At 57.7% G+C, this 24,941-nt stretch carries 26 protein-coding genes; 15 read left to right on the top strand and 11 right to left on the bottom strand.

Annotation, left to right across the window (positions count from 1 at the left end):
- Positions 1-128 precede the first annotated feature (128 nt).
- Together ACR0BK_RS03975 and phaR are read left to right on the top strand one after the other, a co-directional pair.
- Positions 129-575, top strand: coding sequence for a phasin family protein (locus ACR0BK_RS03975; RefSeq protein ID WP_209503426.1), 447 nt, complete (start codon positions 129-131; stop codon positions 573-575).
- Positions 576-710: 135 nt separating this feature from the next.
- A complete protein-coding gene (gene phaR, locus ACR0BK_RS03970; protein ID WP_480473452.1) occupies positions 711-1,262 on the top strand; it encodes a polyhydroxyalkanoate synthesis repressor PhaR in 552 nt (183 codons plus the stop codon).
- A 48-nt stretch (positions 1,263-1,310) separates the two neighbouring features.
- On the opposite strand, the gene ACR0BK_RS03965 is transcribed toward phaR, so the two are convergent.
- The 6 genes from ACR0BK_RS03965 to ACR0BK_RS03940 all read right to left on the bottom strand — a co-directional run bounded on the left by ACR0BK_RS03965 (position 1,311) and on the right by ACR0BK_RS03940 (position 7,802).
- Entirely contained in the window at positions 1,311-2,525 is a 1,215-nt protein-coding gene (locus ACR0BK_RS03965; protein WP_480553818.1) for a DegT/DnrJ/EryC1/StrS family aminotransferase, read from the bottom strand.
- A gap of 113 nt (positions 2,526-2,638) precedes the next feature.
- On the bottom strand, positions 2,639-3,943 hold the full coding sequence (locus ACR0BK_RS03960) for an NAD(P)/FAD-dependent oxidoreductase (RefSeq protein ID WP_480553817.1): 1,305 nt from the start codon (positions 3,941-3,943) through the stop codon (positions 2,639-2,641).
- Between the two features lie 8 nt (positions 3,944-3,951).
- Entirely contained in the window at positions 3,952-5,310 is a 1,359-nt protein-coding gene (locus ACR0BK_RS03955; protein ID WP_480473449.1) for a glutamine synthetase family protein, read from the bottom strand.
- A complete protein-coding gene (locus ACR0BK_RS03950; protein ID WP_480553816.1) occupies positions 5,310-5,990 on the bottom strand; it encodes a type 1 glutamine amidotransferase in 681 nt (226 codons plus the stop codon). Before ACR0BK_RS03950 ends, ACR0BK_RS03955 begins: the two co-directional genes overlap by 1 nt.
- 59 nt (positions 5,991-6,049) lie before the next feature.
- A complete protein-coding gene (locus ACR0BK_RS03945; protein ID WP_480517565.1) occupies positions 6,050-7,369 on the bottom strand; it encodes a glutamine synthetase family protein in 1,320 nt (439 codons plus the stop codon).
- Between the two features lie 67 nt (positions 7,370-7,436).
- A complete protein-coding gene (locus ACR0BK_RS03940; protein WP_480517563.1) occupies positions 7,437-7,802 on the bottom strand; it encodes a hypothetical protein in 366 nt (121 codons plus the stop codon).
- Positions 7,803-7,826: 24 nt separating this feature from the next.
- Between ACR0BK_RS03940 and dusA the strand changes: the two genes are divergently transcribed.
- From dusA to ACR0BK_RS03920, 4 genes are read left to right on the top strand one after another with little or no spacing between them, the layout of a single operon-like run.
- Entirely contained in the window at positions 7,827-8,777 is a 951-nt protein-coding gene (gene dusA, locus ACR0BK_RS03935; protein ID WP_480517561.1) for a tRNA dihydrouridine(20/20a) synthase DusA, read from the top strand.
- Positions 8,778-8,794: 17 nt separating this feature from the next.
- Complete coding sequence (locus tag ACR0BK_RS03930; RefSeq protein ID WP_480545360.1) at positions 8,795-9,619, top strand: sulfite exporter TauE/SafE family protein; 825 nt, start codon at positions 8,795-8,797, stop codon at positions 9,617-9,619.
- Positions 9,616-10,398, top strand: a complete 783-nt coding sequence (locus ACR0BK_RS03925; protein ID WP_480553815.1) for a hypothetical protein — start codon at positions 9,616-9,618, stop codon at positions 10,396-10,398. Before ACR0BK_RS03930 ends, ACR0BK_RS03925 begins: the two co-directional genes overlap by 4 nt.
- 36 nt (positions 10,399-10,434) lie before the next feature.
- Positions 10,435-11,163 (top strand): SpoIIAA family protein, encoded by a 729-nt coding sequence (locus ACR0BK_RS03920; protein WP_480492931.1) that lies wholly within the window; start codon positions 10,435-10,437, stop codon positions 11,161-11,163.
- 622 nt (positions 11,164-11,785) lie between these two features.
- On the opposite strand, the gene ACR0BK_RS03915 is transcribed toward ACR0BK_RS03920, so the two are convergent.
- Genes ACR0BK_RS03915 through ccmI form a run of 3 tightly spaced genes read right to left on the bottom strand, consistent with a single transcriptional unit; the run spans position 11,786 to position 13,719 of the window.
- Complete coding sequence (locus ACR0BK_RS03915; RefSeq protein ID WP_209503450.1) at positions 11,786-12,019, bottom strand: DUF1289 domain-containing protein; 234 nt, start codon at positions 12,017-12,019, stop codon at positions 11,786-11,788.
- Positions 12,020-12,037: 18 nt separating this feature from the next.
- Positions 12,038-12,502 (bottom strand): Holliday junction resolvase RuvX, encoded by a 465-nt coding sequence (gene ruvX, locus ACR0BK_RS03910; protein WP_480553814.1) that lies wholly within the window; start codon positions 12,500-12,502, stop codon positions 12,038-12,040.
- The gene (ccmI, locus tag ACR0BK_RS03905; RefSeq protein WP_480553813.1) at positions 12,499-13,719 is read right to left on the bottom strand and encodes a c-type cytochrome biogenesis protein CcmI; all 1,221 of its coding nucleotides are present in this window, start codon (positions 13,717-13,719) and stop codon (positions 12,499-12,501) included. The genes ruvX and ccmI overlap by 4 nt, the downstream gene beginning before the upstream one ends.
- Positions 13,720-13,895: 176 nt before the next feature.
- Between ccmI and ACR0BK_RS03900 the strand changes: the two genes are divergently transcribed.
- The 6 genes from ACR0BK_RS03900 to ACR0BK_RS03875 all read left to right on the top strand — a co-directional run bounded on the left by ACR0BK_RS03900 (position 13,896) and on the right by ACR0BK_RS03875 (position 20,367).
- Positions 13,896-15,140, top strand: coding sequence for a sarcosine oxidase subunit beta family protein (locus tag ACR0BK_RS03900; RefSeq protein ID WP_480517547.1), 1,245 nt, complete (start codon positions 13,896-13,898; stop codon positions 15,138-15,140).
- Between the two features lie 75 nt (positions 15,141-15,215).
- Complete coding sequence (locus tag ACR0BK_RS03895) at positions 15,216-15,545, top strand: sarcosine oxidase subunit delta (protein WP_480473438.1); 330 nt, start codon at positions 15,216-15,218, stop codon at positions 15,543-15,545.
- A gap of 67 nt (positions 15,546-15,612) precedes the next feature.
- Positions 15,613-18,627, top strand: a complete 3,015-nt coding sequence (locus ACR0BK_RS03890) for a sarcosine oxidase subunit alpha family protein (protein WP_480553812.1) — start codon at positions 15,613-15,615, stop codon at positions 18,625-18,627.
- Positions 18,620-19,186, top strand: coding sequence for a sarcosine oxidase subunit gamma (locus tag ACR0BK_RS03885; RefSeq protein ID WP_480553811.1), 567 nt, complete (start codon positions 18,620-18,622; stop codon positions 19,184-19,186). The genes ACR0BK_RS03890 and ACR0BK_RS03885 overlap by 8 nt, the downstream gene beginning before the upstream one ends.
- A gap of 237 nt (positions 19,187-19,423) precedes the next feature.
- Positions 19,424-19,906 (top strand): hypothetical protein, encoded by a 483-nt coding sequence (locus ACR0BK_RS03880; RefSeq protein WP_480517541.1) that lies wholly within the window; start codon positions 19,424-19,426, stop codon positions 19,904-19,906.
- Between the two features lie 14 nt (positions 19,907-19,920).
- On the top strand, positions 19,921-20,367 hold the full coding sequence (locus tag ACR0BK_RS03875) for a hypothetical protein (RefSeq protein ID WP_480517539.1): 447 nt from the start codon (positions 19,921-19,923) through the stop codon (positions 20,365-20,367).
- A gap of 33 nt (positions 20,368-20,400) precedes the next feature.
- On the opposite strand, the gene ACR0BK_RS03870 is transcribed toward ACR0BK_RS03875, so the two are convergent.
- The gene (locus tag ACR0BK_RS03870) at positions 20,401-21,162 is read right to left on the bottom strand and encodes an FkbM family methyltransferase (RefSeq protein WP_480517537.1); all 762 of its coding nucleotides are present in this window, start codon (positions 21,160-21,162) and stop codon (positions 20,401-20,403) included.
- Between the two features lie 100 nt (positions 21,163-21,262).
- On the opposite strand from ACR0BK_RS03870, the gene ACR0BK_RS03865 reads away from it, so the two are divergent.
- Together ACR0BK_RS03865 and ACR0BK_RS03860 are read left to right on the top strand one after the other, a co-directional pair.
- Positions 21,263-21,862 carry a superoxide dismutase gene (locus tag ACR0BK_RS03865; RefSeq protein ID WP_480553810.1) on the top strand — a complete coding sequence of 200 codons (600 nt, stop codon included), beginning with the start codon at positions 21,263-21,265 and terminating at the stop codon, positions 21,860-21,862.
- Between the two features lie 4 nt (positions 21,863-21,866).
- A complete protein-coding gene (locus tag ACR0BK_RS03860; RefSeq protein ID WP_480553809.1) occupies positions 21,867-22,745 on the top strand; it encodes a metallophosphoesterase in 879 nt (292 codons plus the stop codon).
- 104 nt (positions 22,746-22,849) lie between these two features.
- On the opposite strand, the gene ACR0BK_RS03855 is transcribed toward ACR0BK_RS03860, so the two are convergent.
- Positions 22,850-23,401, bottom strand: coding sequence for an LOG family protein (locus ACR0BK_RS03855; protein ID WP_480553808.1), 552 nt, complete (start codon positions 23,399-23,401; stop codon positions 22,850-22,852).
- A gap of 127 nt (positions 23,402-23,528) precedes the next feature.
- Here ACR0BK_RS03855 and ACR0BK_RS03850 point away from each other — a divergent pair, with 127 nt between their 5' ends.
- Positions 23,529-24,908 carry a LysM peptidoglycan-binding domain-containing protein gene (locus tag ACR0BK_RS03850; RefSeq protein ID WP_480553807.1) on the top strand — a complete coding sequence of 460 codons (1,380 nt, stop codon included), beginning with the start codon at positions 23,529-23,531 and terminating at the stop codon, positions 24,906-24,908.
- Positions 24,909-24,941: the final 33 nt, after the last annotated feature.

Below are 24,941 nucleotides of genomic sequence, written 5' to 3'. Positions count from 1 at the left end.
CATTCTGAAACTTGATTTTTTCTGCAGCGCAGCAAGAAAAAACTTGCAATGCTGCGCTGCAGCAATCATATTGTCCTCAAGCTGATGAAACCCGGGGTGGGCCCGGACTGGCTAAAAGGATTATGACAATGGCTAAGACCCAAGACTTTACCGCGATCATGAAAGACATGATGGGTGCATTCCCCGTGGACACAACCGCAATGGAAGGCGCATTCAAATCGACCGCTTCGCTGAATGAAAAGCTGTCGGGCGTTGCTCTGGAAGCAGCAGAGAAATCGGCAGAAATCTCGAGCAAATGGACCAAAGACACGCTGGCCAAACTGACCGAGATGTCGAAAGCCAAGGCAGAGCCTGCCGACTACGCAAAAGCAGCAACCGATTTCGCAAGCGCGTCTGCTGAAGTTGCAGCCGAGAACATGGCCGCTTTCGCAGAAATCGCGAAAAAAGTTCAGACCGAAACCGTCGAACTGCTGATGGCTGCTGGTAAAGAAGCTGCGGAAGAAGCATCCGCCGCTGTTAAAAAAGCAACCAACGACGTGACCACAGCCGCTAAAAAAGCTGCTGCTGCGAAGTAAGAAAAGTCAGCGAAACGCACCCGACCCTCCCTATAGGTGCAATCGCGTTGGGCAGGTCCATTGACCTGCCCTTTCTTTTTGTGCTGCACTCGCATAACCTGTGCTGCAACGCATCATCCTTGGGGAGGGTACCCGGTGTCGGACCAAGAAAAACCGCTGCTGATCAAGCGCTATGCCAGCCGTCGGCTGTATAACACCGAGACCAGCGATTACGTGACGCTCGAAGATATCGCGGGATTCATCCGTGACGGGCGCGAAGTACAAATCATCGACCTGAAATCCGGCGACGACCTGACGCGGCAGTATCTGCTGCAAATCATTGCTGAACATGAAAGCCGCGGCGAGAATGTGCTGCCTGTCAATGTTCTGAACGATCTGGTGCGCAGTTACATGCTGCCGGGCGGGGGCATGATGCCGCAATTCCTGCAAAGCTCGTTCGATATGCTGCGCGAAAGCCAAAGCAAGATGATGGAAAACATGAACGCCATGAACCCGATGTCCCAGATGCCGGGTTTTGAAGCGTTAAAAGCACAGCAGCAGGCCTTTCTGAAGGCTATGACTGGTGGGTTGTCTGGCAGATGGTCCTCGCCAGAGAAGGAAAGCGAAAAGTCAGAGCCGAAAGAGGATCTTGACGATATCAAGAAACAGTTGGCCGAACTTCAACAGAAGCTTTCAAAACTGAATTAAGGTGAGCCTGAGGAAAAGGCCCACCATTTTAGTGGGTCAGTTCTAATCTCAGGTGCCGTAGACCGGCATTGGGCCGGTCACTTCGCCGACCGCGGCCAGCAGAATATCGGCGATCACGTCCAGCTCTGCGCGTGTCAGGCGTACGGGCAGTCGGACGTCACACGCTTTCATCAGCATGTCACGTGTTTGCGGCAGCTCGAACGTTTCCGGCAGAAATTGCCAGTTCCAGAAGGCGCGTGCATTGTCCTGGCTCAGGCCAAAGACCTGAACTTTGACACCGCGTGCCTCGGATGCGGCGGCAAATGCGCGAATCTCGTGTTCCTGCAACCCAACCAGATTGAATTGAATAGAATCCGGCGCGCGCTGCTCGGGGGGCAAGGGCGCGGGCACATTGATATGGGGTGAGGTATTCAAGCGCCCGGCAACGTAGTCGTGATTCGCAAGACCATCGCGGACACGACGGGCCAGTTCCGGGATCTGCGGGCGGATCACAGCGGCGCTCAGGTTGTTCAAGCGCAGGTTATACAATGGCAACTTGTTCTGCCAGCGGGCGAAGGCCTCTTCCAATTCGGGCGAGTTGTCGCCGTACGGTCCTTTATGTTTCTTCCAGTTATGTTCGTACGCGCCCGACATGATGACGGCACGGGCCACCAGATCAGCATCGTTTGAGATCAGAATACCGCCTTCGCCCGCATTGATCATCTTGTAGGACTGAAACGAGAAACAGCCGACCTTGCCGATGGTGCCGATATTTCTGCCATGCCAGGTCGTGCCCAGCGAATGCGCAGCGTCTTCGATTACCGGGATGTCACGCGCGTCGCACAGCGCCATGATCGCGTCCATATCAGATGTGTGGCCGCGCATGTGACTGATGATCACCGCCTGAACGCTGTCGAGCTTGGCCTCGAAATCGGCCATGTCGATGCGATAATTCTCACCCACTTCGCACAGAACCGGGATGCAGTCCGCGTGAATGACCGACGAGGGAACCGCGGCAAATGTGAAGCCGGGGATCAGGACGCGCGCATCGCGCGGCAGACTCAGTGCCTTGAGCGACAGAAACAGCGCAGCAGAACAGGATGAAACAGCGAGAGCGTATTTTGTGCCCAGAAGTTCGGCAAACTCGGCCTCCAGCAAAGACACCGGGGCATCTTGCGGGGCGGTATAGCGAAACAAGTCGCCCGACTGCATCAGGGCGTCGATGGCTTCTTTTGCTGCTTCTGGGATGGGTTCGGCGTCATGAACGTTTGGTGGAAGCGTCATATTTGGAATTCCCGAATTCTATCTTTGGTAAAGATAAAGCTATTCAGGCGGCAATCCAAGCCCTCAATCGCCGCGCCAGCGGAAATTCACCAATATGTCACAAGTAACATGGATCAGATCCCAAGCCGGTCCCGCATGGCGAACCATGTCATTGCCAGCACAAGCAGCGGGTTGCGCAGGGCAGACCCGCCGGGGAAGGGCAGGGTTGGCACGCGGGCCATTGTATCGAACCCTTCAGATTGGCCCTGAATGGCCAGTGCCATCAATTGCCCTGCATGGGTCGCGGTGCCTACACCATGACCGGAATAGCCGGAAGCAGACAGAATATTGGGCGCGATACGCACCAGATAAGGCATCCGCCGCATGGTAATGGCCAGCGTCCCACCCCATGCGTAGTCGATTTTGACATCGCGCAGATGTGGGAAGATTTCGGTCATCGGCTTGCGGACCTTCGCCGCGACATCCGCAGGAAAACGATAGCCATAGCTTTCGCCGCCACCGAACAAAAGCCGGCCATCGGCGCTGAGGCGGAAATAGTTCACCACGAACTTGGTATCCGCGACCGCGACATCCTGAGTCAGGACCCGCGCGGCCTCGCTGCCAAGGGGTTCAGTCGCTGCGATGAAGTTGTTGATGGGCATGACACGGGCCGCGACGGTCCGGTTGAGATTGCCAAGATAGCCATTGCAGGCCAGCACAACATGGTCGGCCCTAACGTTCCCCCTGGCGGTCCGGATCAGTGCAGGCCGGGTTTCGTCAATATCGATGACTTCGGTGCCCTCAAAAATGCGAACACCCGCTTTGGCCGCCGCCTGCGCCAACCCCAGCGCAAAGTTCAATGGGTGCAAATGAGCAGCCCCCATGTCCAGATACCCGCCCTTGTAAGCGGGTGAGGGGCACAGTTTGTGGCCTTCGTCTTCATCCAGCAGCTTGATCTGGTCATAATGATAACGGTCGGACAGATGGCCTGCATGGGTGTGCAGCTCTTTTCGTTCCGAAGCTGACAGACCCAGAACCGCGACGCCGGGTTGCAAGTCGCACGCGATCTGATGCTTGGCGATCAGTGATTTGACCAGATCCTTGGCGTCTTCGGCCAGGTCCCACAGCTTTGCGGCATCGGGGTCGCCAACAAGACGCTCGAGGTCTTCCTGATCCATCCGCTGCGCGCTGCCCAGCTGGCCACCATTGCGCCCCGAGGCTCCAAATCCGACACGGTGGGCTTCAAGCAGAACGACATCGAACCCCGCCTCGGCCAGATGCAATGCTGCGGACAGGCCTGTGTAGCCACCGCCCACAACGCAGACATCCGCCGTAATATCTTCGGCCAAAACAGGAAAGCGTTCCGTTGGGTTCGCCGTCGCGGCATACCAGCTACCAGGGTATTCGCCCTTGCGGTCATTGGAATAGAGCAGATTCACGAAAAGTCTCAGACGTTGATCAGCAGATGTTCCCGTTCCCACGGAGAGATGACCTGCAGAAATTCTTCATACTCGGCCCGTTTCACGATGCCATAGACACGGGCAAACTCGGGGCCAAGGATTTCGTGCAGGGCTGTGGCTTCGTCAAACATATCCAGCGCATCGCCCATGACCTGGGGGATATCCCCTTCGCCTTCATAGGCGTCACCATAGAATTGACGACGCGGGCGTTCTTGTTCAACCAGACCCAGATAGCCGCACGCCAGCGACAGGGCGATGCCCAGATACGGGTTGCAATCCATACCGGCAATGCGGTTTTCGACACGGCGCGATTCAGGTCCGGACAGTGGAACGCGAATGCCTGTAGTGCGGTTGTCGCGAGCCCATTCCAGATTGATCGGCGCGGCGTGGTCTTTCACGTAGCGACGATACGAGTTTACATAAGGTGCCATCACGGCCAGACCGGAGGGCAGATGGTTCTGCAACCCGGCAATGAAGTGATAGAACGCGTCCGTTTCGCCGCCCTGCGGGCCCGAAAAGATATTCTGGCCGGTCTCCATGTCGATAATCGAATGATGGATATGCATGGCCGAGCCCGGCTCTTCCTCGATCGGTTTGGCCATGAAGGTTGCAAAACAATTGTGCCGTAACGCCGCCTCGCGGATCAGGCGCTTGAAGTAGAAAACCTCATCAGCAAGTTTGACTGGATTGCCGTGGCGAAGGTTGATCTCCAACTGGCCCGCACCGCCTTCCTGGGTGATGCCATCGATTTCGAACCCCTGATGTTCGGCAAAGTCATAGATATCGTCGATGACCGGGCCGAACTCGTCCACCGCGGTCATCGAATACGCCTGCCGCGCCGCAGCTGGGCGGCCAGAACGCCCCATCATCGGCTTGATTTCCTGTGCGGGATCGACGTTGGGGGCGACCAGAAAGAACTCCATTTCTGGCGCAACAACCGGTTTCCAGCCTCGGTTGTGATACAGCTGGACCACGCGTTTCAACACGTTACGGGGGCTATAAGGGATCGGATCACCATCCCGGTCATAGGCGTCGTGGATCACTTGCAGCGTCCAGTCCCCTGTCCAGGGTGCGGCTGAAGCCGTCGAATAGTCGGGCTTCAGGATCATGTCCTTTTCGATGAACCCGTCGTCACCTGCGGCTTCACCCCAGTCCCCCGTGATGGTCTGGAAGAATATGCTGTCAGGCAGGTGAAAATAGGATTGCTTGGCGAATTTCGTGGCAGGCACGGCCTTGCCACGTGCAATTCCGGGAAGGTCCGAGATGATACATTCAACCTCGTCCAGCCGCTGTCCGTGGAAATAGGCTTTGGCGGCTTCCGGCAGTTTATCAGTCCAATCAGCCATCAGGCTCTCTCTTTCTTTAAAAACTCGGCCATATGGCGCGCGATTTTGGCGTTGTCATCCGGGGCGGTTTCGCGATTTGCGGCCTCGCGCATCAGGTCTTCGGGGACGACGCCTTTTCCCCGTGTGCGCATCAGGCCCGCGACAAAACCATTGGTGAATTCAGGGTGGGCCTGAACCGTCCAGATCGTGTCTCCATAAGCCAGCATCGCGTTTTCGCAAAATGCGTTCTGACCAAGAACGCGCGCGCCTTCGGGCAACTCGACAACCTGATCCTGATGCCAGGCATTCAGCCAGACTGTGTTGCCGTCAAACTCGTATTCAGTGCGTCCGACGGCCCATCCGCCCTTGAACTTCTCGACCTTGCCGCCCAGTGCCTGCGCGATGATCTGATGCCCAAAGCATACGCCGATCAGTGGCTTTCCGCTTTGCTGTATCTCTCTGACCAAGTCTTCCAGCGGGGCGATCCACGGCAGGTCTTCGTACGCGCCGTGGCGCGAACCGGTTATGACCCAGCCATCTGCGTCATCCGCGCCGCTTGGGAATATGCCGTCGACCACGGCGAAGGTCTGGAACTCAAATCCGTTGCCACCGAGAAGTGCAGGAAACAGCTCATCATAGTCGCCGAATTCGCCATGCAACGCATCTGGTGTGTGGCCGGTTTGTAATATGCCGATTTTCATGTGTCACCAAATTTGATCAAATTAACTCTAGCTGAGTCCGAATGAGGCGGCAAGGGGGGTCAAACCGCTTCGAGATAGCTCAGCCAGTGATCTTCAGGAGCGATACGCTCAAATCGTTCAATTTCCTGTCGCTTGGTCATGATCAGGTACTGGATCAGATCCGCCGGGAAAAGCCGGGCGACCAGGGGGTCGGTCTCAAATCTGTCAATTGCGGCCGCCCAGTCTGGCATCAGTTGAGGCAGGTCTTCGATATCGTAGGCATTGCCTGTGATCGGGGCAGGGGGCCGCAGACCGTCTTCGATCCCGGCAAGGGCTGCACCCAAAACCGCGGTCAGCATCAGGTAGGGGTTGATGTCGCCACCTGCGACGCGGTGTTCGATGCGCCGCGCTGCGGTTGCCCCGCCCGGGATGCGAATTGCGGCAGTTCTGTTCTCATAGGCCCAGCAGGCCCCGGTCGGGGCATGCGCACCCGGTACAAGCCGGGTGTAAGAGTTGCCGTGGGGCGCAAAAATCAACGTGCTGCCTGGCATGGCCGCCACACAACCCGCGACGGCGGAATGCAGAATGCCGGTCCCTTCAGGCCCGCCATTGTCAAACACATTGCGCCCCCGATGGTCCAGCACCGAGAAATGCACATGCATCCCATTGCCTGCATCATCTGCATAGGGTTTCGACATGAATGTTGCGGCGAACCCGTGTTTGCGCGCCAGGCCACGTGTCAACGCCTTGAAAAGCCACGTATCGTCGGCACAGCGCATGGCATCCTGATGATTCAGGTTGATCTCGAATTGGCCAACGCCACTTTCCGAGATGGCGGTTTGCGCGGGGATATCCATGGCGGCGCAGCCATCGTAGAGATCTGTGAAGAAATCCTCAAACGCATCCATTTCAGCGACCGACAGAACGGATTCATGCAGCAGGCGGCGCCCGGTGATCGGGTTCAACGGAGGTTGCGGTTGCGCACCCGAAGCATCGATTAGTGTGAATTCCAACTCAGTCGCCGCAACGACCGACCAGCCGCGTTTGGCATAACGGTCAAGAATGGCAGACAGAGCGTGGCGCGGATCACCCGCAAACGGGGTACCTGCATCGTCATACAAGCTCATCGGAACCAGCGCCGTTTCTTTCGGAAGCCAGGGCACAGGCACCGGGCCCCGGTCGGTTGGGCGCAGCACGCCATCCGCATCGCCGGTTTCAAACACCAGCGGGCTGCCGTGAATGTCCGCGCCCCAGAGATCGACATTGAGTGCCGAGAACGGCATGCGCACGGCGCCTTTCTCCAGCTTGCCCGCATACTCAGGGGGCACGCGTTTGCCCCGCATCTGACCGTTCAGGTCACATGCAGTCACGCGAAAACTGTGCAAGGCGCTCAGGTCCATTGGGGGCTCCGTCAATTCTGTTTCCCCGTGATGTACTTCAATGGATCAGATTTGTCACCAAATTTGATCAAATTTTGATATTTGGGACAGATGTGACTGCTCGGCATAGTTTTTGGGCGAGTACGAAATTGGTCTTGCTGTCAAAGCTCGCGCCTTGCGTTTCCTTCAGTGAAAACATCACGGAAACATCTGTTAAGCCATTGATCATATTCTCCAATGGCGTTGTCTGCGGCAAGTCAGAGAGCGGCTGGATTTTCCCAGTGTTGAAAGCGCGGCGATCGGATTTGATACGACGTCCGAACCCGCAAATCAGCTTCGTTTGCCAAGTCCTCAAGAATTGGCTTATTTTGGCGATTTTTCTATGATAGCTGCGGGTTTCGTATTCTTGAGGATGGTTGAGTTGACTGCACGTGGAAGAGATAACATTCAACACCATGCTACTCTGAGCATTGCCCCCATGATGGACTGGACCGACCGCCACTGTCGGTATTTTCATCGGCTGCTTAGCACGGAAACCTTGCTGTATACCGAGATGGTAACGGCACCGGCGCTTGTCCGAGGAGGGGCGCTGCATCTGTTGGATCATTCACCGCAGGAACATCCCGTGGCTTTGCAGCTGGGTGGGTCCGATCCGGAGGAGCTGGCGCAAGCGGCGCGTTTGGGTGCTGATGCAGGATATGATGAGATCAATCTGAACTGTGGATGCCCGTCGGACAGGGTGCAGTCTGGTACTTTCGGGGCGGTTCTGATGAAAGATCCGGCACGGGTTGCAGAATGCGTCGCAGCAATGCGCGAAGCGGCGAATGTAGATGTCACGGTCAAATGCCGCATCGGTGTGGATGACCAAGAGCCCGAAGAAGTTCTGCCTGCGTTTCTTGAGCAGATCAGTGCGGCGGGCTGTCAAAGAGTAACGATCCATGCGCGCAAGGCGTGGTTGCAGGGGCTGAGCCCTAAGGAAAACCGCGATGTTCCACCGCTTGATTATGACCTTGTGCATCGGATGAAAGCCGCGTTTGCGGATCTGCATATATCGATCAATGGTGGTATCGCCAGCTTGGATGAAGCAGCAGCACATCTGGACGCGGGTCTTGACGGTGTCATGATTGGTCGGGCGGCCTATCATCAGCCCGGTGATATCCTGGCAGATGCCGACCGGCGCATCTTTGGCGTTGGAACCGTTCGCGATCCGCTGACGGTTGTTCAAGAAATGGTGCCCTATATTGAAAGGCACCTTGCCAATGGCGGGCGTTTGCACCAGATCACGCGGCATATGCTGGGTCTCTTCGCGGGGCGCCCCGGTGCGCGGGCATGGCGGCGCGCCTTGTCCGAAGGGGCCGTGCATGAAGGGGCCGGGCCAGAAGTCATGCTACAGGCCCTGGACCATATTGCGCCGATGGTCGAGGTTTAAACGGCAAGGGAGGGACGATGCCCGAGACAGTGTTGCTGGCCCAGATGATGGGCCTTTTGCTTGTGATCGGCGCGCTGGCCGGTGTGCTTGCCGGGCTGTTGGGAGTGGGCGGCGGTATCGTTTTGGTCCCCGCGTTCTTCTATGCGTTTCAGACGCTTGGCTATGGCGGCCCGCAACTGATGCAGCTTTGTCTGGCGACGTCGCTGGCCACGATCATTGTAACGTCGATGCGGTCTGTTCTAGCCCACAACAAGAAGGGTGCCGTGGATTGGGATATCCTGCGCGGTTGGGGTCCGGGTATTGTCGTCGGCGCAATTGTCGGAGTGCTGGTCGCATCGGCGCTGCGGACCGAGGCCTTGCAGGCACTGTTCGGAATTCTGGGCATGGTGATCGGTGCCTATCTTGGGTTGGGTCGCGCAGAATGGCGGTTGGGCGACGCAATGCCCGGCGGAATCAAGCGAGCCGTCCTGTCCCCTCTGGTCGGGTTTCTTTCCGTTCTGATGGGCATCGGTGGAGGCAGTTTCGGTGTGCCGCTGATGAGCCTCTATAACACCCCTATCCACCGCGCGGTCGCGACCGCGGCCGGGTTTGGCGTGATCATCGCCGTACCCTCGGTCATTGGGTTCTTGTTTGTAGATATCGCGCCCGAGCATCGCCCCCCGTTGACCATTGGCGCGGTTAATCTTGTGGCCTTCGGGATCGTTGTCGCAATGACAATGATCACCGCGCCCTGGGGGGTAAAGCTGGCCCATGCGATGGACCCAAAACCGTTGAAACGTGTCTTCGCCGTGTTCCTGACGCTGGTCGCGCTGAACATGCTGCGCAAGGCCGTGGGCTTATGAGCGATTTTTCTGCCCGGGGCTGGGTGAAATTCCCGTATGATCCGGTTTTGGCCGAATGGGTGAACCACGCTTTGCCTGCCGCACGGGCGTCGACAACGGACCCGGCCCACGCGGAATGGTTGGATTGCGAAGGTACGTGGTTCATCGGTGTCGACGCACTATCCAATGACACGAAGGGCAGGGTCGGGCAGTCCGGGCCTCTGACCGGAAAGGCCATGGCGTTCATCGACAAACACTTTGGAGATTTACCGCTGCACAAGGGGCAGGTTTCGGTTGTTTATCCGGGTTATCCGCGCCCGCGCCGGGGCGAGAATGAAGCGGCCACCCGGTACCGTCGAAACAGGGATGCGGCCCATGTGGACGGTTTGCGCCCGACAGGGCAGGATCGCCGCCGCCGGGTTGATGAACCTCATGCCTGGATTCTGGGCATTCCACTGACTGAGGCCAGCTCAGACGCGTCTCCGATGGTGGTGTGGGACGGCAGTCATGACATTCTGCGGACCGCGTTCAGGCAGGCGCTTGAAGGGATGCCACCTGAGGTCCTGCACGAAGTAGACATAACCGACATCTACCAATCCGCCCGTCGCGAGGTGTTTGCGACCTGCCCAAGGATCGAGTTGCCTGCAAAGCCGGGAGAGGCCTATTTGCTTCACCGCCATTGCCTGCACGGCGTTGCTCCTTGGGTCGAAGGGGCGACGGCGGGGCAGGATGGTCGAATGATCGCCTATTTCCGCCCCGAATGCGCCGGTGGAGTAGCCGAATGGATCGAATCCGCCTAACGTCCTGTCATTATTTGGCTTTGGAGGTTTTGACCGATGATGACGGTTCATACGAATTCTGACGGTGCACTCATAGAAGTCGAGTTGTCGGGGCAAGTGACCAGCGCCGATTACACCAATACTCTGGTTCCCGCCATCGAGTCTGCGCTAACGGAACACGACACGGTTCGGCTACTGGCGATAATACAACCTGAATTCCAGGGGTATGATCTGGGCGCAGCCTGGTCCGACACCAAGCTGGGGTTAAGCCATTGGCGCGGTTTCGACCGGATCGCAGTTGTTGCTGATCAGGGTTGGGTGCAGACAAGCGTTCGTCTGGCGGCCCCCATCCTGCCCTGTCCGGTTCAGGTGTTTGATCTGGCCGAGCTTGAGGCGGCCCGACGCTGGATGCGCGAGTCCCTTGGGTCGATCCACGTGACTGACCTGAGCGGTCCATGTGTTCAGATCAGCCTATTGGGCAAGCTGGACCCTGAATGGTACAAACAGGCAGAACGTGATCTGGATGCAGTGTTACAGGACCGGCTAGGGTTTCGCCTGCTGATAGACCTCAGGGAGTTTGACGGCTGGCAAGGGCTGTCAGCGCTTGCGGCGCATTTTCGGTTGGCCAGCCGACATATCGGACAACTGGACCGAGCCGCCATCGTTGGGGACAAAAGCTGGCAGCGCATGGCGCAGAAGGTCGCCAGCCATGTGTTAGGGACCCGGACACAGTTTTTCCCGTCCGAAGAGTACGACAACGCCAGGGCTTGGCTTGCCGCCGGATAAAACCTTCGACTGTGGAACGCCTGAGCAGGCAACACCCAATCGGTCAAGGTCGTGATGCAGCCTCAAATCCGGTCGTGCGATGTCAGGCATGATTCGACTGCTGACGGCGGTTTTCCCGCAGCTTCGGCCCCAGCTTTCCCAGTCCCGGCAAAGTCGGGTCGAATAGTGACGTTAGGAAATTATGTGCTTTTGAGAGTTTTTCTTGATTGAGGCGTCAAAAACGATCAAAGGCCGCGTGTTTTCCCCCTACTTGTGACGGGAAATACCTTTAGCCACACCCTGTCGCTGCGGGTTACCACTCACGTTGAACCTCAATGTTCAAGAGCTAGACCCCCTCGGAGCTCGAACTCGACCCGCAGTGGCACGGTTACTGGAAACGGGACGTCCGCAATGCCACTTAAGACTTTGATCGGAAGACTCACTAATACCAGAAAGACCAAACGTGCGGCTGACGTGCTGCAATCGGAATGCGCGCGCAATGATGATCGGCGGCCCAAAACCAGCCAATCCGAGATTGCGCTTCTGTTTCAGAAAGAACTGCGTGGCACCGCGCCGAACGCACCTATCCCGAAAAGGGCCGCACAGTCGGCAGAAATGTCATCAAAACGTCTACGCTGATCGGTCAGGAGCCATTCATGCGAGCGGCACGCCCGCCGCGCCGCTTGCTGAGTCGCGGTTTACGAGACGGCAGGTCGTTCATGATTTCAGCGCGTTCGCTGCTGTCCATCCTGGACCAGCGAGAAATCTCGTCAATCGTGCGGTAACATCCGGTGCAGATACGCTCGGCCGGATGGACAACACAAATCTGGACACAAGGGCTTTCGACCTCATTGCGCTTCCAAACCATATTCGTCATCGATCGGTCTCCGACCTGTTACAAAAAGCGCAGCCTGTCCAGTGCTCCCTGCAAGATATAACCTGCTGCAACGTGATCAATAACCTGTCCGCGACGTTTTCGTGACGTATCCGCCTCAAGCAGTGCTTTTTCTGCCGCAACCGTACTCAGCCGTTCATCCCAGAATCCGATTGGCAAATCCGTCAGACGGGACAGGTTTCGCGCAAATGCCCGCGTAGACTGGCAGCGCGGCCCCTCTGTGCCGTCCATGTTTTTGGGAAGACCCAACAGAATGCCGCCAATCTCGCGATCCGTAGCAATTTCGATCAACCGGGCGGAATCTAGTGTGAATTTCTTGCGCCTTACGGTCTCCAACGGGCTGGCCACGCCCCGCATCCGGTCGGAAACCGCGACCCCGATGGTCTTTTCACCCAGATCCAGCCCCATCAGCGCTTGCATCGGGGGAAGCGCATTGGCGAAGTCTTCGAAAACGTCGTGGATCATTGCGCAATCCCGGCTTGCAGGGCTGCGGCATCAATGATCTGCAACGCCTCGGTGTTTCCGGCAAACACCTCCAGCGCCTCATTGTGGATATCCATGGCCCGTTGGCCCTGGCCCAGAACACCCAGAGCGGCGATCAGACGAGCCCATTCTTCGGGCGCGCCGCCTTCCGTCGCCAGGCGGTCGGATAACTGATCCACCATTCCCTGAATCATCTGTTGCCGTTCCTCGGGGCTCATTTCCGCTGCTGCAGCCATGTCTTCGCGACTTGGACCAGACGGCGCGCTCAGGTCCGGTGGATTGAAAACCCCTGCCCGAAAGGCCAACTCATCAATCTGATCCCGGATCGCCCCCGCCCACGGCGCGCCTGCCGGGGCTTCCCTCAGCGTTTCGACCCAAATGCGGTAGGCAAGGTCCGGTCGACCTGTCTGAACCAGCATTTGCCCCCAATAATATCGGGCCGGGCCGTGATGGGGATCGCGATTCAAAGCTTCGGCAAGGGCCTTTTCAGCTTCGGGCGACACATATCCGCCCGCAGCCAGGATCATCATCTCGGCAAAATCCGCGTAGTGCTCGGCTGTGGCTGCGTCGCCTGACAGTTCGATCACCCTTTGTTGCGCGGTATATCCATCCTTGAAGTTCCCCGAATTGGTCTCATGCTGCGCCAAAAGCATTTGCCCTTGCAAATCATCCGGGCGGGCCGCAACGGTCTCTCGCAACTGCTTGAGAAGAGACGCGTAATTTTCGTCAAGCTGCGCCGCTTGAGGTGGGGTCGCCAGCTCTTCTGCGGCGCTCTGGGACGGACGATTGGCGCGCACCTCCTCGGCCAGTTCCAGCCGCGCGGTCAGGGGCATGTCGGGCAACCCGACGGCACCAATACGATGATACATCGCCATCGCGCCCCCAATGATGATCAGCATGACAACCGGGATCGTCACAATCGAGACGGTCCGCGATGGCCCAGCACCCGAGCCACCCTTTTTCATCTGCTCATCAGCGGCAAGAATTCGTCGAGAGATTTCGGTGCGGACCCGTTCCGCATCGGCCTCACCAATCACCCCGCGCGCCAGATCCCGGTCCACACCGGAGAGCTGTTCGCGATACACACGCAGATCGTAAGCCGCCGCAGGTTCATCCCCACGGCGTTTGCGCAGCAGTGTGAAACTCAAAAACACCGCGATCAACAGCGCGACAAGAAAAATCAGAACCCAGAACGTCATGGTCCCTCCGAAGATGCTGTCCTGACTTAGACCTGTGCGACGTCCAACAAAAGGGACAAATGGCCGCGAATGAACGACATGTCGCAATAGTGCGATATTGCGGCGTTGCGCGGCGCGGTTAAACTGTCGCCGCGCGGCATATCTGCGCGCAATCACCGAACCGGATGGATTCGCTTATGAAACACTACTCAGCCTTTGCTGTCGCGCGGGAGGCCCTGCGCTATCACACCGGATGGGAACGCGCTTGGCGTTCGCCCGAGCCAAAGAAACGTTATGACGTCATCATCATCGGTGCTGGCGGGCATGGTCTTGCGACCGCGTATTACCTTGGCAAGAACTACGGCATTCAGAATGTCGCGGTGATCGAAAAAGGCTGGCTGGGTGGTGGCAACACAGGTCGAAACACAACGATCATCCGCTCGAATTACCTGCAGGACCCTTCGGCGGCGATCTATGAAAAGGCGCGTGGCCTATACGAGGATCTAAGCCAGGATCTGAACTACAACATCATGTTCAGCCCGCGTGGCGTGATGATGCTGGCGCAGACCCAGCACGAGATTCGCGGTTACCAGCGAACCGCACACGCTAACGCCCTGCAGGGTGTAAAGACCGAATGGATCACCCCCGAACGTGTCAAGGAACTGGTGCCAATCATCAACCTGGACGGCCCCCGCTATCCGGTTCTAGGGGCGCTGTGGCAGGAACGCGGCGGTACTGCCCGTCACGATGCCGTCGCGTGGGGCTATGCGCGCGCCTGTTCAGCCATGGGTATGGACATCATCCAGCAATGCGAAGTCACGGGTGTCCGATCTCAGGATGGCCGTGTCGTCGGCGTAGACACCACCAAGGGTGCCATCGATTGTGACAAGCTGGGTATCGTCGTTGCGGGCCACTCCGGTCAACTGGCCGAGATGGCGGGCTTCCGCCTCCCGCTGGAAGCCATTGCATTGCAGGCGCTGGTATCCGAGCCGATCAAACCCTGCATGGATGTGGTTGTCATGGCCAATACCGTGCACGGCTACATGTCGCAGTCCGACAAGGGCGAGATGGTGATCGGGGGGGGGACCGACGGGTTCAACAACTTCACCCAGCGCGGCAGTTTCCATCATATCGAGGAAACCGTCCGCGCCCTCGTCGAAACCTTCCCGATGATTTCACGCCTCAAGATGCTGCGCCAATGGGGCGGTATCGTCGACATGACCGGTGACCGCTCACCTATCCTGTCGAAAACTCCGCTGGGCGGGTGCTTTATCAACTGCGGCTGGGGCACCGGCGGTTTCAAGGCGATTCCCGGGTCCGGCTGGGGCATGGCACAGCTGATGGCCACAGGTCATTCGCCGTTGACCGAGGCCTTCTCGCTGGACCGCTTCAAGGAAGGCCGCTTCATCGACGAAAGCGTGGCCGCCGGGGTGGCACACTGAAGGTGGTTCCGAGGTTGCCAAATAACAGAATTCCGGTTGGCCGCTGCGCCAACCAACCGCCAAAAGGATGACAACATGCTGATCCTGAATTGCCCTTACTGCGGCGTTGATGCCGAAGAAACCGAACTGGCCGCCGGTGGCGAGGCGCATCTGAAGCGTTTTGGTCCCGGCTCGTCGGATGACGAGTTCCACGACTACCTGTTCATGCGCGAAAACCCCAAGGGCGTGCACTTTGAACGCTGGCGCCATGCCAATGGCTGCGGCAAGTGGTTTCATGCGGCACGCTGCACAAGCACGCTGGAAGTGTTCGGCACTTACACGGCTCAGACCTCTGAGCCGCCGCAGGACATCAAAGAGGCCATCGCCGCAAAGCGCCCTGGATGGACCTGGAGAGAGTTCTCCTGATGCTTCATCTTTTCAAAAATACTCCCGCCGGAGGCTCCGACGCCTCCACCCGCGAAAGGTCCGCACAATGAGCACCCGTCTCGCAAAACAAGGCCGGCTGATTGATCGGTCGAAAAAGGTCACGTTTACCTTCAATGGAACTTCGATGCAGGGTTATGAGGGCGACACGCTTGCCTCGGCACTGCTGGCCAACGATCAGATGATGATGGGCCGGTCGTTCAAGTACCACCGCCCCCGCGGTGTCGTTGCAAGCGGCGCCGAAGAGCCGAACGCCCTGGTCGGGCTGGGGCAGGGCAACCGGTTTGAACCGAACCAGCGCGCCACCACGACCGAGTTGTTCAACGGTCTGACTGCGATTTCGCAAAACCATTGGCCTAACTTGGACTTTGATATTGGGGCAGTGAATACAGCCTTTGCCCGGTTCCTGCCGGCTGGCTTCTACTACAAGATGTTCATCCACCCCAAACCGTTCTGGAAGCATGTCTACGAACCGTTCATCCGTCAGTCTGCCGGTCTGGGCAAAGCGCCCGACAAGGACAGCCGCGATGCCGATACCTATGAGCACTTCTATGCCTTCACCGATGTTCTGGTCATCGGTGGCGGCGTGGCTGGCCTACAGGCGGCAAAGGCGGCAGCAGCTTCGGGTGCCAAGGTTCTGCTGATTGAGCAGAGCGCACATTGGGGCGGTCGCGCTCCGGTTGACGGCGGCACGGTCAATGATGAGCCTGTGGATAAGTTCGTGGAGCAATTGGTTTCCGAACTCGAAACAATGGACAACGTCACCATGCGCTCCCGCTGCATGGGTGCGGGCGTATATGACCATGGTTACGTGCTGGGCTATGAACGCCTGACAGACCACACGCCGGGCGTGCAAGGCCCGCGCCACCGCCTCTGGCGTATCCGTGCCAAGCAAATTGTGACTGCAACCGGCGCAATTGAACGCCCGTTGTCCTTTGCTGGTAACGATGTTCCGGGTGTGATGCTGGCTTCTGCTATGCGCGATTATGCCGTGAACTGGGGTGTCACCCCGGGCGAGCGTGTCATCGTCGCCACCAACAATGACGACGCCTATCGCACCGCGATTACGCTGAAGCAAGCGGGTGTGGATGTTTTGCGTATTGTTGACGCACGGGCAACGGCTGGACCTTTGGCAGAGGAAGCCCGCCAGTTGGGGATCCGCGTTGATCCGGGCAAGGCCATTGCCAAGGTCAAGGGCGGCAAGCGCGTCAAAAAAGTCGCCATCTGCAACCAGGAAGGTGTTGGCGGCGCACGTGAAGAGGTTGAAGCAGATGCAGTGGCCATGTCGGGCGGCTGGTCGCCGGTCGTTCATATGTGGTCTCATTGCGGTGGCAAGCTGACCTGGGATGACGCGAATGCCTTTTTCCGCCCCGATCCCTCGCGCCCGCCGCTGGGCGCAAACGGTGAGGGCTTTGTTCTGGCCGCCGGGGCATCGAATGGTGCGTTGGCGCTGGGCGATGTTCTGACCGACGCCCACACGGCGGGAAAAGCCGCAGCCAAGGCCGCAGGTTTCAAGCCGAAAAACATCAAGGCTCCTGTTGGCGAAACCACTGCAGAAGCTCCTATGGAGGCTGTCTGGCTGATGCCAGCAAACGCAGAAATCCAGCTGCGCATGAAATCCTGGCTCGACTTCCAGAATGACGTCAAAGTCTCGGACGTCCAACTAGCTGCGCGCGAGGGCTATGAGAGCGTTGAGCACACCAAGCGTTACACCACACTTGGTATGGCGACGGATCAGGGTAAGTTGAGCAACATCAATGGCTTGGCAATTCTTGCTGATGCTTTGGAGTCCGAAATCCCGAAGGTCGGCACCACGACCTTCCGCCCGCCTTATACACCCATCTCGATGGGCGCAATCGGCGGTGAAGCGCGGGGTGAAGTGTTCCAGCCGATCCGACAGACACCAATGCACAACTGGCACGACAAGAACGGCGCCGATTGGGAGCCGGTCGGCCACTGGCGCCGGACGTACGCCTATGTCCGCCCCGGTGAATCCGTGCATGACGCCGTGAACCGTGAGGTGAAGAACACCCGCGAAAACCTTGGCCTGCTGGACGCCTCGACGTTGGGCAAGCTGATCGTCAAAGGCCCTGACGCAGGCAAGTTTCTGGACATGTTGTACACCAACATGATGTCCACGCTGAAGGTCGGCAAATGCCGCTATGGCCTGATGTGTTCGGAAAACGGCTTTCTGATCGACGACGGTGTTGTCGCCCGCATCGATGAGGACACCTGGCTGTGCCACACCACCACCGGCGGGGCCGAGCGTATCCATGGTCACATGGAAGAATGGCTACAAACCGAATGGTGGGACTGGAAAGTCTATGTCGCCAACGTGACCGAGCAATATGCTCAGGTCGCTGTAGTCGGCCCCAATGCCCGTAAGGTTCTTGAAAAGCTGGGCGGCATGGACGTCAGCCGCGAGGCGCTGCCCTTCATGGAATGGCGCGATGGCAAGATCGGCGCGTTCGACTGCCGCGCCTATCGCATCTCGTTCTCGGGCGAGTTGTCCTACGAGATCGCCGTTCCCGCCTCGCAGGGTCAGGCGTTCTGGGATGCCCTGATGGAAGCAGGCAAGGAATTCGGTGTGATGCCTTACGGAACCGAATGTCTGCACATTCTTCGGGCCGAGAAGGGCTTTATCATGATCGGCGACGAGACCGACGGCACCGTGATCCCGCAGGATCTTGGGCTGCACTGGGCGCTGTCGAAAAAGAAAGAAGACTACCTTGGCAAACGCGCCCATTTGCGCAGCCATATGGCGGACCCCGAGCGCTGGAAACTGGTCGGGCTTGAGACTGTGGATGGTTCTGTTCTGCCTGATGGCGCATATGCAGTGGGCGAGGGCGTGAATGCCAATGGTCAGCGCAACATGATCGGGCGTGTCACCTCGACCTATTACTCAGCGAACCTCGGCAAAGGGATCGCTATGGGCCTGATCAAGCACGGCCCGGACCGGATGGGCGACGTGGTCGAGTTCCCGGGCACCGACGGCAAAACCTACAAAGCCAAGATCGTGGACCCGATCTTCTTCGATAAGGACGGGGAGAAGCAGAATGTCTGAACCCATCAGCGCATTGAACCACGCCAGCTATGATGGCATCGCCAATATCAGGGAATGTGGCCTGCAAGGTATGATCACTCTGCGCGGCGACTTGTCCGACAAAAGCCTCGCCAAGGCCGTCAAGGACGCGACTGGGCAGAATGTGCCCGGTCAGCGCGAGGCGCTGGTCAGCGGCGATACCGGCGTATGCTGGATGTCACCGGACGAGCTGCTGGTGCTGGTCCCTTATGCCGAGGTCGAGGCCAAACTGGCCGCAATGATCAAAGCTTTGGGAAAAACTCACGCACTGGCCGTCAACGTCTCGGATGCCCGCGCGGTCTTCACGATATCAGGCGCCAGCGCACGAGAAGTGTTGGGCAAAGTAACCCCGGTTGATCTGTCGACCGAGGCCTTCCAACCCGGCCAAATCCGCCGCTCGCGCCTGGCGCAAGTGGCAGGTGCGTTCTGGATGGACGATGCCGAAACCTTCCGCGTGGTCTGCTTCCGTTCGGCTGCGGATTACGTTTTCAAACTGCTGAAGGTTGCGGCGCAACCGGGCAGTGAGGTTGGCGTTTACTGACCAAAACTATTGCGCGTTAGAATTGAACCGTTCGCGATATGCGGGCGGTTTTTTCACGCTTACAGCCTACCATACAAAATCTGTAAGTTAGTGCTTTCCGTTGGTTCAGTGTTGAATTTGTGAGCGTCACACTCATAATCAGAGAAAGTTAACTAAAACTCGCGTACTGCATGTGGACAGCCTGAACTCTAAGTGTTTTAAAGCTAATCAAAAAAGTATACAGGAGTTTGACGTTTAATGAATTTTATCAAGGCAGTCGCATTTTGCGCCTCGATCGTTATTGCATTCCCCGCAGTTGCTATTTCCGAAACGTACAAAGAAAGCTTTGAATGTAATTTTGGCAAAGGTATTGCTAATCGCCCGACCCCTGAGCGCGTGGTCTTCTCAATAGATAGGCTTGGCCGTTCAGCGTTGTTGCAGGAAGTAGACATCCCCAAGATTGACACCAAGTTCAGCACTGGTGAAGTGAAACGCGACTCCCCAAAAGTGCTTTTGATTGGATGGGGCGCACAGAATTATGTTTATACAGCCAGTGGGCGAACATACGCGACGAATGAATCGCGATACGATGCGATTGACCTGCTAAATTTAACATTTACGCTGAATCTGAATCGGAACACAATGAAAGCCATTGTTAAGTCTACCTCCACTTCCAGCTACCTGCCACGTGACGGCTTTGCGAAAGGCAAATGCAAAGTAATCGTGGTACCGGCCTCTTGAAACGTGGGATTGGTATGATGAAGCTTTCTGTTTTTGTTCTGATCGCCGGGATGTTTGCGGCGACTGCGCAGGCTGATGTCAAGAACTACGCATGTGATCTCCATAGCATTGAAGGAAGGGGATGGATTCCTCCCAAGGTTTATCTGAGTGTGGATAGCGAAAACAAACGCGCCCGAGCTTTCGATGGTGCAATACGCGCTTCGAATGAACTAGCAGGCATTTCCCCAGAAACCCCGGCTAACACGAAATTCAAAGTAACGCGAAATGGTGAATATCATTTGTCTTGGCACTTGACCCTACAGGCTAAAGTGTCGGGTAGCTACAGGGTTGCTTACACGGCAACATTCGATCCCAATACCAGCAACTTAAAGCTCCGCGCCAGTTTCCCGCAAGCGAACGCGTCAAACCGACCAAGCGGCAGCGGGGCGTGTAAGCCCGTCTCGTCGCCGAGTTTGTACTGAGAGGCAGATCGGTTGAATCTCTGTTCGAGGGTTTCAACCGGTTAGCAAAAAAGTTTTGAACCCGGAGAGTGCGGAGGCGTCGGTAAAGCACTGTGATCCGGTTCCGGTCGCTTCACTGGTTCGGCAGGTTGGGTAAAATGTAAGAAGCTCTGCCAATTCCTCCATACGATCCAACCGCGTCTTCGAATCCAACAGTCCCGCATGTGTTGAAAGATAAAGGGCTGGGCGCTGTTCCTTCAGCCATGGCACCAGCGTCGGCAGCACGGAAAATTCGGCACCTTCGATATCCATCTTCACCAAAGACACGGCGGACAGATCGTTCACTGCGGCGAACTGATCCCAGGCAATCGTCAGGGTATCGGTTCCGTGCGCGCCGTCGTGCAGAAGGGAGCTGGTAGAATCTCCGGGCTCTCCACGAACCGAGGCCATGCGGGCGACACCGAACTTATCCGACAGTGCGACACCCAAAGCGGAAACGTTATGAATGTCATTCAGGTCGAGGTTCCAAGCCAGGTGACGGAACGCTGTGGGGTCGGGCTCAAAGCACCAGACATGGCGTGCCTTACGCGCACCATAAAGAACTGTGGGCCCGATCCATGCGCCGATATCCAAGTAATCGTTTTCAGGCGAGAGATACTGGTCCATCACGGCAAAGGTTTCAGGCTCCCACTGGCCAGTGGAGGCTTTACGCCAGAACTTTGAATGATAAGGGTCCAGACGAAACGGCTCGCCGTTCAGGTTGCCCGCATAGTAACCGCGGGCGCGGTAGAACATCTTGCGCGCCTGTGTCAGCATCGCCTGCCTCCGGGTTTTCTTGTCTCGGCCCTTGACCTGCGGCGGCTGCCAAAGCATTTAACCTTGGGAACCGCAACTCAAATTTAAACAGGGGGCCGACATGGCTTTTGAACTTCCTGATCTTCCTTATGCACATGACGCGCTGGCAGCCAAGGGTATGTCCGCGGAAACACTGGAATATCACCACGATCTGCACCACAAAGCCTATGTCGACAATGGCAACAAGCTGATCGCCGGCACCGAATGGGACGGCAAGTCGCTGGAAGAGATCATCGTTGGCACATACGACGCAAATGCCGTCGCGCAGAACGGTATCTTTAACAACATCAGCCAGCTGTGGAACCACAACCAGTTCTGGGAAATGATGGGCCCCGGCGACAACGCCATGCCCGGTGAGCTTGAGAAAGCTCTGACCGAAAGCTTTGGTTCGGTTGACGAATTCAAATCGCAGTTCAGTGCGGCGGGTGCCGGTCAGTTCGGCTCGGGCTGGGCGTGGCTGGTCAAGAATACTGACGGTTCGCTGGCCGTGACAAAGACCGAAAACGGCGTGAATCCGCTGTGCTTTGGCCAAACCGCTCTGCTGGGTTGTGACGTTTGGGAACACTCATACTACATCGACTTCCGCAACAAGCGTCCGGCTTACCTGTCGAACTTCCTCGACAATCTGGTGAACTGGGAAAACGTCGCGTCGCGGATGTAATGAATTGAACCGACGCTGGTTTATCAAGGGCCTGCTGGCGGTGACGCTGGTAGGCCTAATCACATCAGTCTACGGGTTTTTCATCGAACCCGCCCTACGGCTGCGCGTGCGAAAATGGCGCGTCCGCCGAGAGGATTGGACAGCGCCACCGATCAGGATTGCCGTGCTGGCCGATTTGCATCTGGGCGAGCCTTTGGTCGGGCTGGACCGAATAAAACAGGTGGTACGGCGCACGAATGCGCTTGCGCCGGATATGATCCTGCTTCTGGGTGATTTCTTCGCAAGCCACAAAGGCGTTTCACGTCCTGTCGAAATGAACGATCTGGCACCGGTTCTTGCTAAGCTTGAGGCCAAGAACGGCGTCTTTGCGGTACTTGGCAATCACGACTGGTGGGATGACCGGCAGGCGCAGCGCCGTGGTGCTGGCCCCAACCGATATGTCGATGCGCTGGAACAGAGCGGAATTACGGTTTTGTCGAATGCCGCCATCAAGCTAGAAGCTCTTGGTATCTGGTTGGCGGGTCTTGAAGATCAGCTTGCGATCTGGCGTAACGGTAAACCGCAGGGGCTGGATGATCTGTCGGGGACACTGGCACAAATCACCGACGACGCCCCGGTTGTGATGATGGCGCATGAACCCGACATCTTCCCTCAAGTGCCCGACAGGGTGGCCTTGACGCTGTCCGGTCATACGCATGGCGGTCAGATCCGCCTGTTTGGCTGGTCGCCGATCGTGCCCTCTAAATACGGCAACAGATATGCCTATGGGCATGTACGCGAAGGTGGGCGTGATCTGGTTGTGTCCGGCGGCATCGGATGTTCCATCCTTCCGGTTCGCTTTGGTGTGACCCCCGAGATCACGGTCATCGAACTGTCTGCCTAAAGGCTTGAGGCTTCGCCAAATCGACCAGCCCCATTTCTTACCCGCATATGTGCGGCAACGATGCACCGCAGCGTTCGGTCAAACACCTACGCGACCTGCCGGGTTTACCTCAGCTTGTCGCGCAGGGCTGTCATCGCTGTCTCCGCATCCTCAGCCCAGATAACAAAGTCGCCCAGTGACCGATCTGCAAATCCTTGGCCGATCACCTGGTGCAACAGGGTTTTCAACGCGTCCCAATAGCCGTTCACATTGACGATCACGATGGGTTTGTCGTGCAAGCCCAGCTGCCGCCAGGTCAGCGCTTCAAACAGCTCGTCCAGTGATCCTGGCCCACCGGGCAGGACCACGACGGCGTCAGAATTCATGATCATGACCTTTTTCCGCTCGTGCATGGTTTCGGTGATCACGAAATGGGTCAGGTCGGTCTTGCCGACCTCTCGTTTGACCAGGTGTACCGGAATGACGCCAAAGGTCTCGCCACCGGCCTGTTGCGCGGCACGGGCAACTTCTCCCATCAGCCCGACATCCCCAGCGCCATAAACAAGTCGCCAGCCTTCCTGTGCAAGCAGGTTTCCAAATTGTCGTGCGGTTTCAGAATAAGCCTTCTCGGCCCCATTGCGTGACCCGCAATACACACAGACGGATTTCTGAGACATGAAAGAGAGGCTCCGGGGTTGTGTCAGAGGTTTTGACCCGTGATAGCGGGATTGATAGATTGGCTCAACTGTCCGCTGGAAGGCTTTTGAAGACAAAGCTTTTGTACGGTGGGGTGAAAGGAAAACAATGGACGCCAAATCGGGAAACGGAAGCTCGGGCAATTTTGTCTGGGGTGTGATTGCGGGTCTGGTTGCCGTGCTGGGCGTTGGGGGTGTGTATCTGTCCGGCGCTTTCACCAAAGCGCCGGAGCCTGAGGCGGGCGCACCGCAGGAACCCGCATCTGTTGCGGCCACACAGCCGCAGGAACAAGTGGCCGAAGCGCCCGCAGGAACCACCACAACAGAACCAGCTGAGCAGGCCGCCGTAACACCGGATGCGGCACCAACCGCTGAACCCGCTGAAGATACGGCTGCAGCGACAGATGTGGTTCCAGACACAGAACCTGCAGCGGCCCCGACGGAAGAGAATGCACCGGCACCCGTGGCCCCCCCGGTTTTGGATCAGATTTTTGTTGAAGCAGACGGAACGGCGCTTTTGTCAGGTGACGCCGAGCCGGGCAGCCAGATTGAGGTTCTGCTGAACGGTGAAACCGTGCACACATTCACGGTGGACAGCAGCGGGCAATTCGCCGAGTTCGTCTCCATCCCCTTCAGCGATGCCGCACGGGGGCTAGTCCTGCACAGCAAAAGCAGCGGGCAAACAACCCGGTCTGATGACTATCTGATCGCCGCCCTGCCCAAGCCGGTCGAAGAAGAGCCGGTTGCGCAGCAAACTGATGCTGCCGATCAGGGCGAAACAGCCGAGAGTGATGAACAAATAGCCGCTGCAGTGGTCGACCCAGAGACCGAAACTCCTGCTGAGACCGAAACATCAGACCCTGTAGCGACCGCGCCGGATACCGGCGAAACGCAGGTTGCCGACGAAGCAGTAGAGACAACTGAAACTGGTCAGCAGATCGCGGTACTGCGGTCGGGCGAAGAAGGCGTTGAGCTCGTGCAGCCGCCCGTGGTTCGGGATACCCCGCCGGAACAGGTCGCGCTGGATACCATCGGGTATTCTGAAACCGGTGATGTCCAGTTGACCGGGCGAGTACAGGACGGCGCGGCCATCAGGGTGTATCTGGACAATCGTCTGGTTGCCGACCTCGCTCCGGAACAGGATGGATCCTGGCGGAGTGATCTGGACGGCATCGACCCCGGTGTTTACACGTTGCGTGTTGACGCGGTGAACACGGACGGGAAGGTCCTCAGCCGGGTCGAAACCCCCTTCAAGCGCGAGCCTGTTGAAGTTTTGGAAGCAGCATCAGGTGGCGGTGACGGAACGGCGGCGCAGGACACCCCGGCAATCCGGTCGGTCACTGTGCAGCGGGGCGACACGCTGTGGGCGATCTCGCGTGACCGCTTTGGCGATGGCATCCTGTATGTGCGCCTGTTCGAAGCCAACCGCGACTTGATCCGCGACCCGGATCTGATCTATCCGGGGCAAATCTTTACGATACCGGAATAATCAACGCGCTGGCCCGTCGCGGGCCAGAGCCTT

It is taken from the genome of Ruegeria sp. AF1, from assembly GCF_056542125.1.
The sequence above is the reverse complement of the archived record's forward strand: the minus strand, read 5'-3'. Positions and strand labels throughout refer to the sequence as shown.